Below are 15,112 nucleotides of genomic sequence, written 5' to 3'. Positions count from 1 at the left end.
CTTTCACTCTTCATGGGCCTATCGATAAGCTCTATGAGAGATTGATATTTTACCTCACTAGGCGGTACCTTTGAGTGTTGGGTTAGCATCTAAAGTCTGCGGCTTTGAGCCTTCAAAAACATGCAGAAACGTTGTCGGGTCTGGGCGTCTCCGATAATTGTCGGTCTCATCACCGAATATAACCGTACCATCTTCATCCAGTGCTATCACTGTGGCCATAACGGTATCCTTAGGGTACCCAGGCATTCCTGCAGGGGAACCGCCAATATCTTCAATGCCTAGAGCTTTAGCACCCATTAAGTTGTCATCTTGAAGAATTTCAAAATGACCAGGTAGGCCAAGCTTGTCGCCTAACTTCCTTGAGTTATCGTAGCCTTGGTTAGAGATAAACTTTACCTTCACATCATATTGCTTAAGTGTCTCAGCATACTTCTTCACTTCTTTTAACTGGTTCATACAAAATGGGCACCAGTTGGCTCTAAAGAACACTAATAGTGTTTTAGATTCGTCAAAAGAAGTGGAAGACACACCTGATTTATCTAATCGATTAAAATTCATTTCAGGCAGTTTTTGGCCTTTTGATATGGCCTTGCTCTTTCTGCGGTTGTAAACGGAGAATGACCAGACATACCAATGAAGGGATACGAAGCCCAGGGCAGCAGCTGCAATAGGAACGTACTGAGACAAGGACATTGGAGCCTGGTTCGAATAAGTTGAATAAGCAACCAGTGCAACTCCTAAAAAGTTAACAGCTTGAATAACTGGCAGCCTTTCTGATGTTCTTGAAATGCTGAACACATTTGTCAGAACCATCAAGAAAAATGGTAAAGGCAAGGTCGTTAAAAGTGCGCCGACCCAAACCGGATCGCCGCCAGACATATAGATCATGATGCCGGACCCTACTCCGCCAAGCATGTTTAATAGAATCATTGGTAAAATAAGTTTTGCTTTCATTTCAAGCTCCTGAAGCGTTGGGTTAATGTCCAAAACTTGCGATCTACCCTAGTACATCACATTGACTCAATAATTAGTTCAAATAGAGAAACAATGTTGCGAAAACGGATACAATGCTTTTGAGATGACTGCTCCAAACGGCAGTTCCTGCGTTATGTCTGGTGTGTATCGCAGCGTTGACAGGCCGAAGCGATTAGTTTTTGAAGTCCACGAGCATTGCAATCTTAATCTGCCAAACAGCACCGAGTCGCAAGAAAATGCATCTTTGGTTGAAGTTGCATTCAGGGGCTCTGAGCTTGGTACCATCGTTACTCTGACACATACGCTTCTCAACATTGACTACGCAAAACTGGCAAAAGTCAGTTGGACTCAATCAATTCGTCAAATGGAAGCTGTACTTACCGAATCTTTCACGAGCTAGTGTTTTCTCTAATGGGCTGGATTAATGAGTTAATGTAAGTTTTCTTTGGATCAACAATATAATCCAGCTAGCGATAACAAATGGTGCGGTTAATACAATAATATCAGCGCTCATAAAAGCCATTGCGATTGGAACGGTTAATATGCTCCCTGCAAGTGGGGCTAGCCATCGCTTACGACCATTTGATAATGCAATAGCGCTCAAAGATGCATTGTAACCGAAGAGCCCGGCAAGAATTAAAGTGGGTGATAATGCCAGGAACATGGCCAGTGATGTGGCCAGCATTCCACCAATAATACTCCAAAACGCATGAGATTTATTCGAGATAAAAATCCCAATTAAAAAACAAATACCTGTAATGGCATTGTTCTGAAAGATGATTTGACCAATACCTTCGAATATCCCCCAGGTTGAGGTGTTTTCGTTAACGATTGCTGCAGTTGGCGCTAGATCTAGTGCTGGAGCCAATATCCATATAGCCCATATCACCAGAATGTAGGGTGCAGTATAAGGCGGAAGGACAAAGTTAAGCAGCATAAAGCGCATGATCAAGACTGTTAAAGCACTTCCACCGACAATCAATAAAACAGTCATTAAAGATGGAGCATATAATAAGAATATGACTACACCGATCAAAGCTCCATTGTACCCAAATAGTCCATCCTCAATTTGTTTTACGGGATAATTAAGAATATTTGCACAGACAGTTGAGGTGATAACCCCAATTGCGACTCCTATAGCCATGGCAATAGAGTTAACTGTTACTCCGAGTATGAATAGAAAGCCACTCAAGGCGTTTCTTTGCAGGGTGACCTGGCTAATTCCTCTGAAGAGACTGACAAGACAATTTCTGAGTTTTGTAGTTATTGGCTTTGTCATAGTATCTCTATTACAGCCTTAATTCGAATTAGTTAGTGTGGCTGCCAGATTTTGAGCCAAGTGAAACTAGAATATATTCTGTATGTAGTGGTCTAATCCTTCCGGACACTTCGTTAAGATGGTAAAACTACCTAGCGAGGTGAAGTATGACAACAAAAGGTACACGCCGGAAATTCAAGCCGGAGTTCAAGAAAGACGCCGTAGCTCTTGTCTCAGAACAAGGGTATTCGATTTCCAAGGCCGCAGAGGCTGTAGGAACCACTGCTAACAATCTGCGACGCTGGATAAAGGAGCTGGAGCAGGAAGAGAACGGAGTAAGGTTGGATTCGGGCGAACGAGCTGAACTGGATCAACTGCGACGTGAAGTAAAGCAATTGCGGATGGAGAAGGAAATCCTAAAAAAGGCCAGCGCCTTCTTTGCGAAAGAAATGAAATAAAGTACGAATTTATTAAAAAGCAGCAAGGTAGCTTTCCAGTTAGAGTGCTCTGCCGAGTAATGCAAGTAAATAAGAGCAGCTATTACGAATGGTGTCGTCGTAGTGATAGCCCAATAGATGGCCAGATTTGGCAACTATGCCATCGATTGAAGGCCTTATTTGCAGAATCTCGTGAGAGTCTCGGAAGCCGTCGGTTAATGAAGCTGTTGCGCAAAGAAGGCTTTGAAATTGGGCGTTATCGAGTCCGCAAACTCATGAAAAAGCTCGGCTTGGTAGTAAAACAGAAGAAGCGATTTACACTAACCACAAATAGCAAGCACCAACTGCCAGTTGCTGAGAATCTTCTAAATAGGGATTTCTCACCGAGTGCTAAAAATCAAGTTTGGACTACGGATATTACCTACATCTGGACTTTGCAGGGTTGGTTATACCTAGCAGTGGTAATTGATCTTTATTCACGCCGGATTGTTGGCTGGCACTTAGACCGCCAGATGGAGACGGCCCTGGCAAGTCGTGCACTGGTTATGGCTATCAATTTGCGCACCCCAACAAAAGGTCTGCTGCATCACTCTGATCGAGGTAGCCAGTATGCCAGCCATAGCTACCAAGCGCTACTAAAGCAGCATGGAATGGTGTGCTCAATGAGCCGCAAGGGAAATTGTTGGGACAATGCACCTACTGAGCGTTTTTTTAGTAGCCTGAAGCGGGAATGGTTAACAGGAAACCTCTATCCGACAAGGGAGGGTGCGATAACAGACGTGAGGGCCTATATTGCGTATTACAATTCACGCAGAATACATACAACACTGGGGGACGTAACCCCTATCGAATTTGAAAAATGTGCTTAGGAAAGTGTCCGGTTGGAGTTGACCACAACAAGATTGTCATGAAGTACTCAGTGATAGTTAGAGCTTTTATACATTAATTCTATATGCTCAAAAACTGTACGTAAATTGTGCTTTTGAGGCTTCTTGCTAGCAAATCCTTGGCAACTGCTCTCCAGGTAAACGCTGCAATAACCGATCACATCCCAAATTGTTTTTTAAAATAACCTGGGAGCTATTTCCTCCCCCAACAGTACCAATAGCCGCAAAGCTGCTATCAGCTGCTTTTCGAAGAATGGAAAGTGCCAGCTTAACACCTGTTTCGGGGACAAAAACCACAAAACGCCCCTCATTTGCTACATAGAGTGGGTCTAGCCCCAGTAACTCACAAGCGTCCTGCACGTCATCACAAACAGGTATCTTGCTCTCCTCCAAGACAAAGGTCCGTCCGCAGTTTTCCGCTAGCTCCACCAATGCGGTGGCTAGCCCACCTCGTGTGAGATCTCGCAGACAATGAACTTCAATTCCGGAATTGATCATTTGTGCAACTACACCATTCAGTGGCGCACAATCGCTGAGGAGATCACTTTCAAACTCGAGTCCCTCTCGGCTGGCCATCACCGCTATGCCATGGCGGCCGAGATCGCCGGACAGGATAATAGAGTCACCTTGGCAAATACGGTTGGGATCAATGGGTTGTTCTCTTATCAGGGTACCGATGCCACTGGTATTGATATAGAGCCCATCCCCCTTCCCTTTCTCTACCACTTTGGTATCGCCTGTGACTAAGGTAATTCCTGAGTTCCGGGCAGCCTCAGCCATCGAGATCAGAACCCGTTGGAGAGTTTCCAGGGGCAACCCCTCTTCGAGAATCAAGCCGCAGCTTAGAAACTTGGGTTCCGCGCCGGCCATGGCCAAATCGTTGACGGTGCCATAAACGGCGAGCTCACCGATATTTCCTCCGGGAAAGAAAAGCGGTGAGATTACAAAGGAGTCGGTGGTAAATACGAGCTGATCCGGTTTCCATGGAAGTGTTGCACTGTCATGGGCCTGGGATAGCCAGGGATTAGAGAAGACAGGTTGAATATATTGATCGATCAAGCGTTGGGTCATCTCCCCACCGCTGCCATGGCCGAGGCGTACGACCTCGTCAGCGGTTGGTGGAATTGGACACTGCAGATTCATTCGATTCCACCTGGTTCTGGTAGCGATAGTAGGCCGCGCAAGCGCCTTCAGTGGAAACCATTGGCGCCCCCAGCGGTTGCTGGGGTTGGCAGGTCTTAGCGAAGTGAGGACAGTCCCCGGGCTTTTTTAGCCCCAGCATAATATCCCCACTGATACAGCCCCTGTTTTCAGAAATGCTCAATGCTGGCAGATTGAATGTTTGTTCTGCATTGAATCCTGAGTAATCGTCGCTCAGTACCAGACCGCTAGCGGGAATCTCACCTATGCCGCGCCACTGCTGTGTTGCTACTTTAAAAACCTCTTTAATCAAGTCTTGGGCAACGGTATTACCTGTTTTAGTAACCGCGCGCTGATATTGGTTTTCTACTTCACAGCGACCACTCTCTAATTGACGGACACACCGGAGTACGCCTTCAAGAATATCCAGGGGTTCAAATCCTGTAATCACTATTGGAATCTGGTGTATTTTCACCAAACGGCGGTATTGACGATATCCGGTTATTGCACAGACGTGACCCGCAGCAAGGAAACCTTGAATCCGGCAGTCTTCACGGGCACATATCGATTGAATTGCCGGTGTAACCAAAAACTGGGATATCAATGCGTAAAAGTTGTCGATTTGCTTTTGCTTGGCGAGGGACAGCGCTAGGGCATTGGCGGTAGCAGTTGTTTCAAAACCCACCGCAAAGAATACGACCTGCTTGGTAGGGTTCTGCTCTGCCATATTGAGCGCTTGCAGCGGCGAGTAGACAATACGGACATCGCCTCCGTCAGCTTTGACTTCTAGTAAATCTCGATCTGAACCGGGGACTCGCAACATATCGCCAAAGGAGCAGAAGATAACATTGGGCACTGCAGCAATCGCAATAGCTCTGTCGATAATTTCCTGAGGAGTAACACAAACCGGGCAACCGGGCCCGTGTACCAATTGAATCTCCTCGGGCAGTAATTGCAGCAAGTTGTATTTCGCGATGGCATGGGTTTGCCCTCCACAGATCTCCATTAGAGTCCATGGGCGAGTGGTGACTTTCTGAATCTCTGCCGCAATCAGCTTGATGTTCTCGCCGTTGCGATATTCCTTGAGGTATTTCATTACAGGCTGACTCAACCCAATGTTTTGAGGTACTCGAAAACCTTATTTGCTTCTTCTTCTCTCAACTTGCTGATCGCGACTCCAGCATGAACGATCACGTAGTCTCCTACTTCAGCCTCGGGTACCAATGATAAATTTACAGCTTTACTGATACCGCCGAAGGAGATTTTTCCAGTGCGCTCCATGGCTGATTGTTGCTCTATTAATTCGATTCTTCCGGGAACTCCCAGGCACACTAGGAACTCTCCTCTCCCAATGATTGCCCAGCAGCATCCATACATTGGGCGTAGTGGATCTGGCCCAGCGATATTCCGCCATCATTTGGGGGGACCTCGCTGTGGCTGTGAACGGAAAAGCCCTGACTTTCCAGAAGCGCAGTGACGGTTTCGGTAAGCCGCTTATTCTGGAAAACACCGCCGGACAGAAAGATATTCTTTTCACCTTGTTGCGTTGCTACTGCCAGCGCCATCTGCGCGAGTGTGTTGTGAAATGCAGCGGCCCTTTGTGGCAGTGATCGGTTTTCATCGTAGATTAAAGCACTAATACAGGGTGTCCAGTCCAATTCCAGTAGGTTCCCTTTTTGAACAAGGCTAAAGGGGTAGCTTTCTTTAGAGCTGACGCCACGGGCACACTGCTCTAGAGCCATGGCTGCCTGCCCTTCAAAGCTGGTATGCGTAGTCAGTCCCAGGAGTGCGGATACCGCATCGAAAAGGCGGCCGACAGAGCTACACGGTGGACTGTTAATCTCACCTTTTAACATGGTGACCAGGTTTTGACGCTCGCCACGGGTGAAACAGCGCTTTAATTGTCGATTCTCCAGGGCGACAAACCCGGAGATTTCATACAAAAGTCCGGCCGCAGAGCGCCTGGGCTCGCGTACGGCCTTTTCACCGCCCGGCAGTGGGAATGTGCGAAAGCTGGCGATGTGTTTGACTGGAGACCGTCCATTCCAGTGAAAGAATTCTCCACCGCGAACAATGCCACTGCGGTCGTAACCAGTTCCATCCCAGCAGATTCCCAGTGCAGGTCCCGAGTGAGCGTGTTCTGCCATGCAGGAGAATAGATGGGCAATATGGTGCTGAACGCCAATACGCACAGCTCTTTGCTTCATAGCCCAGCGGTGAGAGGTATAGCCTGGATGGAGGTCGTGGATTAATTTTTTCGGGCGGCACTGCTGTAGTTTGGTGAGATCGCCAATAGTTTGGTTGAAGTGCTTCAGGGTATTGGCACTACCTAAGTCGCCAATATGCTGGCTGGGATATGCCCACCCGGCGTGAGACAGTGCAACTGTGTTTTTCAGGTCCGCCCCCAGGGCCAGGAAGCTCTCTCGTTCACCTTCGCCCTTTGTGCCTGGTACAGGCAAGGTGATGGGAAGTGGCGCGTAGCCCCGGGCTCGACGCAACATCAGCGGACGGTTATTGACCACCCTGAGTACAGAGTCATCCAGCGGGCGCAAAATTCGGCGATTGTGAACCAGGAAGTAGTCAGCGATTTTACCCAAGCGCTCAAACGCCTCATCATTTTCTGTACAAATAGGCTCTTCTGCGAGATTACCGCTAGTAGCGACAAGAGGGGCTCGATACTTTTGCGCGAGCAAGTAATGTAAAGGTGATGCAGGCAACATCACCCCCAAGTCGGCAAGGTTTGGAGCGACCAGCGGATGTATCCTGGAGTGACTGTCATCCTTCGCTTCCAATAGAACAATCGGTCTTTCTCGGGTTGATAGTAGCTGCGCCTCTTGCTCCGAGACGCAGCAATCCTGGCAAACACTTTTCAGCTCGTCATATAGAAGCGCGAACGGCTTATGCGGACGTTGTTTGCGCTGGCGCAAGTTGGCGAGCGCCTTACCATTGGAGGCGTCGGCTAACAGTTGAAAGCCGCCTACCCCTTTAAGGGCAATAATTTTCCCCTGGGCAAGGGCATCAAGGGCTTTGGATAGTGCCCGACTCTTCTTCGCAATTGTAACGCCGGCAGTATTACAGAAAAGTAATTGAGGGCCGCACTGGGGGCAGGCATTGGGCTCCGCATGAAAGCGCCGATTGAGGGGGTCCCGGTACTCCCCCGAGCATTTTCCGCACAAAGGGAAGTGGTGCATAGAGGTGTTGACACGATCGTAGGGCAGTTTGTAAATGATGCTGTAGCGGGGGCCGCAAAGAGTACAGCTGATAAACGGGTAGTCATAGCGGCGATTGTTAGGGTCTGACAATTCCCTGAGGCAATCATCACAGGGAGCCAGGTCTGGTAAAACGATGGTTGAACTACTGGCATCACGGACACTGGGTAAGATTCGAAAACCGTATTCTGCTTGAAGAGCCACCGGGTAGGATTCAATGTGAGTGATGCGACTGTAGGGTGGCTTCTCTGAAGATAACTTATCGATAAACTTTTCGATTTCCCGGCTTTTGCCCTGGACTTCAATTCTCAGGCCGCCGCTGTAGTTGGCCACCCAGCCTTTCAATTGAAAGCTATCGGCCAGGCGATAGATAAAGGGCCGGAATCCTACTCCCTGCACCAATCCGGCGATTTCAATCCGGCGGCGTTCAGTGGCCATCAGTCTCCTCAAACTTTAAGCTCTCCAGGATTACATCCTGGGCTTCCTTGTGATTAATATCCTTAAGCTCATCAATTTCCAGCTTAATCCCCTCGAGAGAAGTCCCGAGTATCTCCCTGTCAAAATGCTCCCTCAGATGCGCTGCAGACATATGCGCCAGGGCACCCAAGCGTAAGCGAACGCCGATCGGCCTGCCGGGTTCATCAGAGGCCAGTTCCTGGATTTTATCGATCAGGTTTTTGATGAGATTCTGTTCGTGCATGGTGGTCTCCGCTGTATAGCGTTAGGTGCGCGATAATCATTTGCTCTGCTCGATGAGCTGCACTGGCCACTTTGGGCGATAAGCCCTGTCCTTTTGCCAGACTTTCTGAGTTGATCGCAAAAACATCCAGATGTGCCGGCAGCGAATCAATATGCTTTCCCATGGTCAGCGCTTCGGTCAGCCCAAATCCATGGCTTGATGTATTGCACATCGATGGAGCAAGAGTACCCTCAAGCCCATCAATGGCAACGACCTCCCCGATAGGGTGCTGATCGCTTACCATGGCGTCTACAAGGCAAACCCATCGACCTTTCCATTGAGTGAGCAAATGTAAAATATCGCCGCCGCTTTCGAGGTATTCCACCGCCCCTCCAAGTTTTTGGCGAAGCCGAGCGATGATATGTGGCCCTACTCCATCATCACCGCGCAGGGGGTTGCCCAGGCTTACCAGTAACCATGGATTGCTTACTTTGCACTTGCCCATAATTCAAATGTAGCTGTAGGAAGTGAGTGGAGCAGGAAATGCAGGGGTCGTAATTCCTTATCGCCCGTTCACATAGCCCCTGTAATTTATCCTCAGGAAAGTGCATAAAGCTCGGCAACATCAAGCGGAGGTCATCTTCGATGGTCTTCTGGTTTTGTGAGGTGGGAGCGACAATTTTTGCCGTCGTAATCTTGCCTTTCTCATCAATATCGTAGCGATGATACAGAAGCCCACGGGGTGCTTCGGTGGCTGCACAGCCGCTTGCGGTTCTCGGCTCTGTCTTTAAGTGAGGCTCGGCTGGGGGTTGGTATCTATCAATAATATGCAGGGCTTCTTCAAAGGCATGTAGTACCTCCAGGCTCCTAACGAGGATGCTTTGGAAGGGATTTAAACAGGGGGCGGTAAAGTTGATCTCCTCCGCTAATTGCAATGCTCGAGGCGACAGCTTGTCGCGATTAAGGTTGTAGCGTGCGATGGGTCCCACCAGATAGGCACCCCGCTCCCGTAAAGTACAGTGCAGCGCGGTGCTGTGAGCGACGTGCTCTTCTTCAAAGTGGTTCTCATAGTCTTGGGCGCTAATATTGAGTCCCGCACTGGAGGTGATCCTGCCCTCGTTCATTGGGTATTCTGACGGGTGCGTTAGAGCGACAAATTCGTAGTGATTATCCCTTCGCCATTCGTAGCTGGGGAAAGGCAAAGCCGCGGACCAGCGCACCAGTCGCTCGGTGAGATCCCGGGCCATTTCCAGCTGCGCTACCAAGGCTGTGAGTTCACGAGCTTCCGGAACCTTGTAGAAACCCCCTACCCTCACATTAATCGGGTGTACTTCCCTGCCACCAATAAGGCGAACCAGGGCATTGCCCGCCTTTTTAATCTCCAGCGCGTTCTTAACAATCTCTGGATGATCCTTAGCCATTGCGACTGCATTGGGGTAGCCGAGGAAATCCGGTGCATGGAGCATGCTGATATGCAGCATATGGCTCTCGATCCATTCACCGCAGTAAAGCAATCGACGAAGCATACGCAAAGCGCCGCCGGGCTTCAGGTTCAGGGCATTCTCCATGGCATGCACAGCACTCATCTGGTAGGCCACCGGGCAGATCCCACATATGCGTGCGGTGATATCTGGGGCTTCCAAGTAGTCGCGCCCTCTGAGAAGGGCTTCGAAGAACCTTGGGGGCTCAAAAATCTTGAGCTGTACATTTTGCACGCCGCTATCGTCGTAGTCGATATGGAGGGCTCCCTCCCCTTCGACCCGAGCGAGATAATCTACCTTAATCGTTTTGCTGCGATCCGCCATAAAGCTCACCTGGAGGCAGATTTATCACCAATGTTTGGGGGGATTAACGCTCCCCATCTTCTTGCCTATCTTCACTTTGCACTTTAAAAGAAGGTGCTAGTGGATTGAAATTCCTAAGGTTTTCAACAATTAAAGTATTTTCTACATTTAGTTTTTCATCCCACCAATGGCAAAGTGATTCGGTGTTGGGATTTTCCTTGGGACCGTAGCAAGCGTAGCAACCGCGGTTGTAACTGGGGCAAATAGCGCCACATCCCGCGTGTGTAACAGGCCCCATACAGGGGGTGCCATGGGCAACCCAGATGCAAACATTGCCGCGCAATTTACAGTCAATACACACCGAGTGATTGGCAACCTGGGGGGCTCGCCGGTGCAGGAATGCACTGATTACTTCAAGCAATTGATGCTTGTTGATAGGACACCCCTGCAACTCAAAGTCCACTGCTACCCTCCCTGATATTGGTGTGGATTCCTTGAGAGTGGCGATATATTCCGGGTGGGCATAGACCACATCGGTGAACTCCTGCACATCGGCAAAGTTGCGAAGTGCCTGAATCCCTCCAGCTGTTGCACAGGCGCCAATACTGATTAGAAAGCGGGACTGACGTCTGACCTCTAGGATTCTCTCTTCATCTGCTGGCGTGGTAATGGAGCCTTCGACGAGAGAGATATCAAAAGGGCCCTCTTTCACCTCACTGGAAGCCTCCAGGAAATAGGCGATATCTACCTGGGCTGCCAAAGAAAGAAGCTCATCCTCACAATCCAGTAGGCTCAGTTGGCAGCCATCACAGGAGGTGAACTTCCAGACGGCAAGCTTGGGGGGAGGATTACTACTCGCTATAGGCTGTTGATTTGAAACCATGAGCGAATATCCCGGTAGCAAAAGACAGGGCCATCTTTACAAACAAAATTAGGTCCCCACTGGCAGTGGCCACAGATTCCAATGGCACACTTCATGTTGCGCTCCATGGATAGATAGATATTGGATTCAGCCACACCTTTATGGAGAAGAACCTGTATGCAAAAGCGCATCATGATCTCGGGTCCACACACAAACACTAAAGCATCATTGCACTCCAAATGAGTGACTCGCAGAGGGTCGGTAATCACACCAATATGCCCATTCCAGTCTGTGCTGGCGTGGTCCACAGATGTCACCAGTTCAAATGAGCTGCGCCAGTGACCAAGCTCTGGCTGGTAAAGCATTTCTTCGGGGCGACGAGCCCCATAGAAAACTTGTAGACTCCTGGCCGGCAAGTGCCCCTTAAGAAAGCTGTAGATCAGGGGCCGCAAAGGCGCTAGCCCGAGTCCGCCGGCGATGATCACTACGGGGCGATTTTCCGCCAAGTGAGTTGGCCACCCCTGCCCGAATGGTCCCCGGATACCCAGTTGCGCACCAACTTCCAGTTTGCAAAGCGCTTGGGTTGCAAGTCCCTGGCCTTTAATCGTATGGGTAAGTGGGTCAGCGGATGGCGTACTGGGGCCACTTAAGGAGATAGCAGCCTCCCCGGCACCAAAGGCATAAAGCATATTGAATTGCCCGGGCTGAATGGGTGATGGGGTCCCAGCAACTCGCGTCAGGGATAGAGTGACAGTGCCAGGAAACTCTTCGCGCCGATGGGTAACACGCCATAATTCAGGGATCACAGCGAGGGATTCCCTGTGACGGATGTGGCCCGTAAAGGTCCAACAACTGTATTCGTGCTGCTTGCAGTCGTTCTGTAGCAACTTTGGTAAACCGTTTCATCAATTCGAAACCGAGTCTCGGTTCTTTTTCGCACTTATCTCGGAGGCACTGCCCGCCGAGTTTAAGGCTGCGAACTGAGGTCAGGGCTCGGGCATCGAAGGCACTCAAGTAGGGAGGATAAAGCCAGGACCAGCCGAATATATCACCACCGTGCAGTGTCATCAGGCAAAGGGGCCCATAGTTGGGGACAAAGGTTTCTACGGCGACACGCCCAGATCGAATTAAGAAGAAATGGTTAGCTGGAGTGTTTTCCCTGGCAAGGTATTCGCCTTCTTTATAGTGACTATTGCTTGTACACCCGGAGAGGAATGCCAGGTCCTTGTCTGCCAGCCCGGTAAAGAAAGGGTGCTCCTTGAGTAAGGTGGTGACAACTTTCATTTTTGTTCCTGGACGCGAATATTCTGTATCTCTTCCGTGATATCGATGCCTACCGGGCACCAGGTAATACAACGTCCACAACCGACACAGCCAGAGCTATCAAATTGGTCATACCAAGTGGCCAGTTTGTGAGTCATCCACTGCCGATAGCGGCTGCGAGTATCCGCCCTAACTGGGCCGCCAGACAAATAGCTCAACTCAGCTGTAAAGCAGGAATCCCAACGCTCCCAGCGCTGTGCTTCATTTCCGGTTAAATCTGTTGTGTCCTCAACGGTTGAGCAGAAGCACGTGGGGCAAGCCATTGTGCAATTGGCGCAGGAGAGGCAGCGCTCCGCGACTTTATCCCAGTTTGGGTTGTCATAATTGCGATAAAGCAGCGTCTTCAGGTCAGAGCTGTCGAAGCTACGGCGACCGTTACTCACTTGATTTTCGGCTTGCTGAACGGCAGCTTGCCCCTCTCGTTTCTCCGCTTCTGATGCGTCAACAGTGGGTAATTGCTTTAACACTCTGTCGCCTTGAGGGCTTCCGCTGCGTATGAGGAAGAAGTGGGCATCGGAGGTCAGAACTTCGGTGATTACCAGATCACTGGGCAGTTGCATCTGCGGGCCCGTGTTCATTGAGGTACAGAAGCAGGTATTTGCTGCTGTTGTGCACTCCACAGCGATAGTGAACAGCTGCGCTCGACGTGCCTTATAGCTGCTGTTGACGTAATCCCCCTGTGCGAGGACACGATCCTGGATAGCAATGGCGTGTAGCTCGCAACTGCGAACACCGAGAAACGCTAACTTGACCGAAGGCTCTTCAATTTCCAGAATCTGAACATCCTCTCCAGAGCGGCTAGCGCTCCAGAGCTGGCGTTGGGGCAGCTGAAGAAACTGCTTCCAGGAGTGGGGTCCAACGGCGTAGCCAAAATAAGCGTTGTCATTGCGGCGCTCTACCCGGTATTGCCCCGCCTCTTGCTGATCCGTCCATCCTTGGGGCAGGTCTGTGGGGGTTTCAATCTCACCATAGGTAATAGCTCCGTTATGTAGTATCGGGCCAAAGAGCTGGTAACCTTCACTGAGAATTGCCTGAATCAAACGATCCAGGTCATTTGCTGCCAGTTTAAGAATTTCCACGAATAGCCACGAGTTGGCTCCGAAAGAGCAGTAGTTGGTGATCTACTGATTTTTAGGTCTGTACCGGCGCATTGCACTAAGACAAAAGTGCCAAATTGTTAAGAAGAAAGTTTAGAGACATATCTACTATTTTGGGCTTTATCAAGGGAAAGTGTTGCCCTCTAACCAAAGTACTTCATAACCTTCTGATATTTATACACTACGTACCATCTAAGCAGAATAACTGGCGCACTGGTCGCCATCACAAGTACTACATCTGCCCCAAGCTTGTTTAGATTGATAGCGAGTAAAGAAAACTCGAAGATATCGATAAGCACAATTACTGGAATAAAGAAGATCCAGAGTTGCTCGAAGCCTATTCTCTTGCCAAACGCCAGCCCAAACAACACTACGTAGAAAAGGGAGGATACAGTCAGGCTGACTACCAGCCACCAAAAGGGAATGCCTGTGGAGCCATCAGTAAAGACTGTATATTGGGAATATAGCTCCAATGGAAGCAGGATAAAAAAAGCAATTTTCCAGCCTACACTGGGACTATAGGTGATACGAGTGCTATCGAGATCACTTTCTGGAGCTTGGTAGGGGTTCTGCACACTTAGCCTTTATCTTGAGTCGCCGTAGAGAGCGTAGAAGCTTCTGATCATCTCAATCCTATGAGTTAGTACTCAGCTAAGCAATTCTTTTTGGTTGCTATTGGGGTACCTAATTTTCTTTGCCGTTTTCCCTGCAACTTATATAGATTGACATCTCAGTTTTACCTTGTTAACACTGTAAGGAAGCAGGTTGTATTGTCACATTTATGCGATGAGATGCCTCACATTATCGACAAACACTTGTGCCAAGTATTGACTTTAAAGCTGCAGACAATATCCTCGCTGTTCAAATTTTGATAGTCACAGAACCTAGCTGGTAAATAATGAGCACTTCAATTTAGCTCAGGGAATGGCGAGAAGTAACTTTCGGATTGGTAATTGATACCTACCCGGATTAGTGGTGAATAATAAGGAAGTTCGAGATGCAGAATATGTATCAAGCACCAGATAGCCCTCTTACAGACTCTATTCCGCACTACAAGCCTAGTGTGGGTTGGAAGATACTTTTTTTATTCTTGCACCTCTGGAAATCTACTCCCAATATCTTGGTTTCACTGCTGAAGAGTGGGAACTCCCCATTTGGTGGATGATTTTTAGTCTATTGGTATATGTTGTATTTTTTGTTGCCCTGTTTGGCCTGGCCTTTTCGAAAAGAATTGCTCCCTCAAATGTATGGCGTTTCTATTTACCCATTTTAATTTCCACCGACGTATTTGAATTTTTTTCTATTATAGGGGATTTCAATATGTCGGTACTGAGAAACCAAATCATTATTATGATTTGGCTTTCAGTCATATTTTTTACTTGGTATATCGTTTACAAATATCAAAAAGTAATGAGATATTTTAGCTAATATCAGTAGTCCACTTACTTACCGCCTTTTTAG

The 15,112-nt window shown here is 48.7% G+C and carries 17 protein-coding genes; 3 read left to right on the top strand and 14 right to left on the bottom strand.

The features are described from left to right. Positions 1–57: 57 nt before the first annotated feature. A complete protein-coding gene (locus P0078_RS02170) occupies positions 58–954 on the bottom strand; it encodes a TlpA family protein disulfide reductase (RefSeq protein WP_282932836.1) in 897 nt (298 codons plus the stop codon). A gap of 124 nt (positions 955–1,078) precedes the next feature. Here P0078_RS02170 and P0078_RS24430 point away from each other — a divergent pair, with 124 nt between their 5' ends. Beyond that, a complete protein-coding gene (locus tag P0078_RS24430; RefSeq protein ID WP_353057038.1) occupies positions 1,079–1,375 on the top strand; it encodes an SRPBCC family protein in 297 nt (98 codons plus the stop codon). A gap of 21 nt (positions 1,376–1,396) precedes the next feature. On the opposite strand, the gene P0078_RS02165 is transcribed toward P0078_RS24430, so the two are convergent. After that, positions 1,397–2,254, bottom strand: coding sequence for an urea transporter (locus tag P0078_RS02165; protein ID WP_282932835.1), 858 nt, complete (start codon positions 2,252–2,254; stop codon positions 1,397–1,399). A gap of 146 nt (positions 2,255–2,400) precedes the next feature. On the opposite strand from P0078_RS02165, the gene P0078_RS02160 reads away from it, so the two are divergent. Further along, a protein-coding gene (locus P0078_RS02160) for an IS3 family transposase (RefSeq protein ID WP_282930492.1) occupies positions 2,401–3,539 on the top strand; the annotation gives its coding sequence in 2 pieces (ribosomal slippage) (positions 2,401–2,650 and positions 2,650–3,539; 1,140 coding nt in all). A gap of 126 nt (positions 3,540–3,665) precedes the next feature. On the opposite strand, the gene hypE is transcribed toward P0078_RS02160, so the two are convergent. From hypE to P0078_RS02100, 12 genes are all read right to left on the bottom strand, one after another. Then, a complete protein-coding gene (gene hypE / locus P0078_RS02155; protein WP_282932834.1) occupies positions 3,666–4,700 on the bottom strand; it encodes a hydrogenase expression/formation protein HypE in 1,035 nt (344 codons plus the stop codon). Continuing rightward, positions 4,666–5,793: a hydrogenase formation protein HypD gene (gene hypD, locus P0078_RS02150; RefSeq protein WP_282932833.1), complete on the bottom strand. Its 1,128-nt coding sequence runs from the start codon at positions 5,791–5,793 to the stop codon at positions 4,666–4,668. The genes hypE and hypD overlap by 35 nt, the downstream gene beginning before the upstream one ends. An 11-nt stretch (positions 5,794–5,804) precedes the next feature. Beyond that, positions 5,805–6,029: a HypC/HybG/HupF family hydrogenase formation chaperone gene (locus P0078_RS02145; RefSeq protein ID WP_282932832.1), complete on the bottom strand. Its 225-nt coding sequence runs from the start codon at positions 6,027–6,029 to the stop codon at positions 5,805–5,807. Next, positions 6,029–8,344, bottom strand: a complete 2,316-nt coding sequence (hypF, locus tag P0078_RS02140; protein ID WP_282932831.1) for a carbamoyltransferase HypF — start codon at positions 8,342–8,344, stop codon at positions 6,029–6,031. The genes P0078_RS02145 and hypF overlap by 1 nt, the downstream gene beginning before the upstream one ends. Continuing rightward, positions 8,334–8,606 carry a hydrogenase/urease maturation nickel metallochaperone HypA gene (locus P0078_RS02135; RefSeq protein ID WP_282932830.1) on the bottom strand — a complete coding sequence of 91 codons (273 nt, stop codon included), beginning with the start codon at positions 8,604–8,606 and terminating at the stop codon, positions 8,334–8,336. The genes hypF and P0078_RS02135 overlap by 11 nt, the downstream gene beginning before the upstream one ends. Next, positions 8,569–9,090, bottom strand: a complete 522-nt coding sequence (locus tag P0078_RS02130; protein ID WP_282932829.1) for a hydrogenase maturation protease — start codon at positions 9,088–9,090, stop codon at positions 8,569–8,571. Before P0078_RS02130 ends, P0078_RS02135 begins: the two co-directional genes overlap by 38 nt. Then, positions 9,026–10,390 carry a Ni/Fe hydrogenase subunit alpha gene (locus P0078_RS02125; RefSeq protein WP_282932828.1) on the bottom strand — a complete coding sequence of 455 codons (1,365 nt, stop codon included), beginning with the start codon at positions 10,388–10,390 and terminating at the stop codon, positions 9,026–9,028. The genes P0078_RS02130 and P0078_RS02125 overlap by 65 nt, the downstream gene beginning before the upstream one ends. Positions 10,391–10,433: 43 nt before the next feature. Beyond that, entirely contained in the window at positions 10,434–11,252 is an 819-nt protein-coding gene (locus P0078_RS02120) for an NADH-quinone oxidoreductase subunit B family protein (protein WP_282932827.1), read from the bottom strand. Further along, positions 11,228–12,037: an FAD/NAD(P)-binding protein gene (locus P0078_RS02115; RefSeq protein ID WP_282932826.1), complete on the bottom strand. Its 810-nt coding sequence runs from the start codon at positions 12,035–12,037 to the stop codon at positions 11,228–11,230. Before P0078_RS02115 ends, P0078_RS02120 begins: the two co-directional genes overlap by 25 nt. Next, positions 12,027–12,515, bottom strand: coding sequence for a cyclic nucleotide-binding domain-containing protein (locus tag P0078_RS02110; RefSeq protein ID WP_282932825.1), 489 nt, complete (start codon positions 12,513–12,515; stop codon positions 12,027–12,029). Before P0078_RS02110 ends, P0078_RS02115 begins: the two co-directional genes overlap by 11 nt. Continuing rightward, positions 12,512–13,633: a 4Fe-4S dicluster domain-containing protein gene (locus tag P0078_RS02105; RefSeq protein ID WP_282932824.1), complete on the bottom strand. Its 1,122-nt coding sequence runs from the start codon at positions 13,631–13,633 to the stop codon at positions 12,512–12,514. Before P0078_RS02105 ends, P0078_RS02110 begins: the two co-directional genes overlap by 4 nt. A 161-nt stretch (positions 13,634–13,794) precedes the next feature. Beyond that, positions 13,795–14,226 (bottom strand): hypothetical protein, encoded by a 432-nt coding sequence (locus P0078_RS02100; RefSeq protein ID WP_282932823.1) that lies wholly within the window; start codon positions 14,224–14,226, stop codon positions 13,795–13,797. Between the two features lie 493 nt (positions 14,227–14,719). Here P0078_RS02100 and P0078_RS02095 point away from each other — a divergent pair, with 493 nt between their 5' ends. After that, positions 14,720–15,079, top strand: coding sequence for a hypothetical protein (locus P0078_RS02095; protein ID WP_282932822.1), 360 nt, complete (start codon positions 14,720–14,722; stop codon positions 15,077–15,079). Positions 15,080–15,112: the final 33 nt, after the last annotated feature.

Source organism: Microbulbifer sp. VAAF005 (assembly GCF_030012985.1).
In the GTDB taxonomy this organism is placed as follows: Bacteria; Pseudomonadota; Gammaproteobacteria; order Pseudomonadales; family Cellvibrionaceae; genus Microbulbifer.
Note: the sequence above shows the minus strand (reverse complement) of the source record. Positions and strands in the feature narration are given on the sequence as shown.